The sequence below is a fragment of the Pseudoalteromonas sp. Isolate6 genome (genome assembly GCF_022398435.1).
GTDB classification, from domain to species: Bacteria; Pseudomonadota; Gammaproteobacteria; order Enterobacterales; family Alteromonadaceae; genus Pseudoalteromonas; species Pseudoalteromonas galatheae.
In genome coordinates this window covers 1-2,175 of sequence record NZ_JAKEVK010000352.1, presented here as the reverse complement: position 1 = coordinate 2,175, position 2,175 = coordinate 1, and the positions used below count along the sequence as shown (strand labels likewise).

The window sequence follows — 2,175 nt, the reverse complement described above, 5'->3', positions numbered from 1 at the left end:
AATTTTGCTATTTAGTTGTTCTAAATGAGAAATTTTTAACGCAGTTAGCATCAGATTTGCTCCTTCAAATTGAACAAGTATCAAGACTACTTGGTATTATAAGACTATAATGAAATCGTTATCTTCACAGATTAAGTACTAAATTTCTTCAGGTTAAATTTTGATTTATCATTACGTGTTAAGCTCTGAAATAGCTTATCGCCTACGGACTCGCATCTAGAAATCACTAAAAAATCAACTTCTGTTGGATAACAGAGTTTTTCTATTTTATTGTTCTAAATAGGAAAATTTGAATTATCGATATACTTATTAGATCTCCCAAGGACTAGAGAATTGACTTGATCCGCTGATGTAGTTTCAGGATATATTGATGGCAGTATTTTTTCACCGCAGAAAATTTCAAGAAGACTTTTAGCTCTTCAGACTCCATCTTTTTGAAGAATTGGGTGGCGATAAATTTCGCTCGGAAAGTATCCTCCGTTGAAATAGAAATTAGCTTTGATACCAAAGTTCTTTATTTTGGCTAGAAATACTATCCTAGCCAAAACAGAAAATCTTATTTCTTAACGATTTCTTCTAATGTATCTTCATCAATTACTTCAACATTTTCGACGATACGTTTACCACCTTGAATTTCGATACGTTTATGGTGTTTATTGAGAGCCAATATTTCGTCACAGAATTGAGCAGATGGGTGCATTTCGTACACATAATCAACGATTTTTCCGGATTTTTCATCCTTAACATTTGAAATGTTGTATTCGGATATTGCCCCTTTCTCGATCAAATCTTTCATTGTTGTGGTCATATCACGACGAAGTGCCTTCAATTTATTCTCTGTAATTTCATCATCAGAATAAATTGAGCCGTATTTTTCCATAATTGAAATTAGGCGAAAGTGATAAGTTTTACCTGGGGCTGCATAACGCCATAGATGATACAAACGTAGCATCATCCAACGAGACAAACCACGTTTTAACTCTTGAGCACTGTTGAAATAATAACCTTTATACTCCAAGTTATCGATCATGTTATGAACAAATGCATTTAAACATGCAACACATTTGATGTTCCCGCCCTGCCCTTTTTTTCCACTAAAGTGTAGCGACGACAGAAAATTCATGTTTGATTCGTAAAATGAATCATCAATACTTGGGTTTTTAGTATCGGTGGCCGTATATTTGAACGAAAGTTTAGAACCTTGAAGGGCTTCCAAAGATTCTTTAATTTGCGGATAAGGCATTGATTGACCAACAGCTTTTAATTCTTGAGCAAGCTCGTTCATTGAAAAAATAACTGCGTATTGAATACCGGACTTAAAATTTATTTTAACAATCTTGCCTTTGGAAGCTAGGCGGATCAGCGCGCGCTCGACCTTTTCTTCGCGGTCAGATGGCCAAACTAAAAACTCTTCGTCATCACCGTCTTTTTTAGTACTAACAACAGCAGGCGTAATTTTTATCTCACCTTCGTATAGAATACCATCTACTTTTTCAGATATTTTTCTCGTTACGATCGTTTTTTTAGGCGCTTCTTCTAACGGTAATTTTTTATGCCCCGAACGAACAAAACGTCCCCATAAATCGTAATGATTAAAGGTGTTAGAATAAGCCCTTAACCCATGGGCGGCATTTTCTAAAGATACTCGAACATCTTTATTATCCGTAAACAACGCCAAACTTTCGTTATCGATTGCACTTTCTACACCATGGATCTGTCCACGAAGTGAATCAGGCAAATTGTCAACAGAGATGTTCACCTTCCGGCTCATTGTTTTACTTCCAAATTTTCATGACGTCTAATAACAACATATTCGACAGAAAAAGTTAATGATTAAAGTTAGTAAAAAAGTGATCCGAAGTAACTTTTTTTGTTGGGATCATTGTTTTACTAGGTAGGGCCTATTTTCAGATCAAGTTTTTACTAACTAAGGTAAAATTAACGCTGAAAAACCTTTGATTAAGGCTTATTTAGCGGACTTACAACGACAAACCTGACGTACTTGTGGAAAACTCCACCATTAATTAGTAAGGATCTGATCTATGCTAGGTAGAGATCAGATCTATACATACCTTAAAGCACTTGATCTTATACCATCTGTGCATAACAGTTTGATCTTACTTAGTAAAAATTTGATCTCCAGAGGCATAACTGTGAATAATTATGTGTATAAGC

The 2,175-nt window shown here is 35.1% G+C and carries 1 protein-coding gene; it reads right to left on the bottom strand.

The window, feature by feature from the left end:
* Positions 1-556 precede the first annotated feature (556 nt).
* Positions 557-1,771, bottom strand: a complete 1,215-nt coding sequence (locus tag L1D50_RS22790) for a hypothetical protein (protein WP_017216875.1) — start codon at positions 1,769-1,771, stop codon at positions 557-559.
* Positions 1,772-2,175 lie beyond the last annotated feature (404 nt).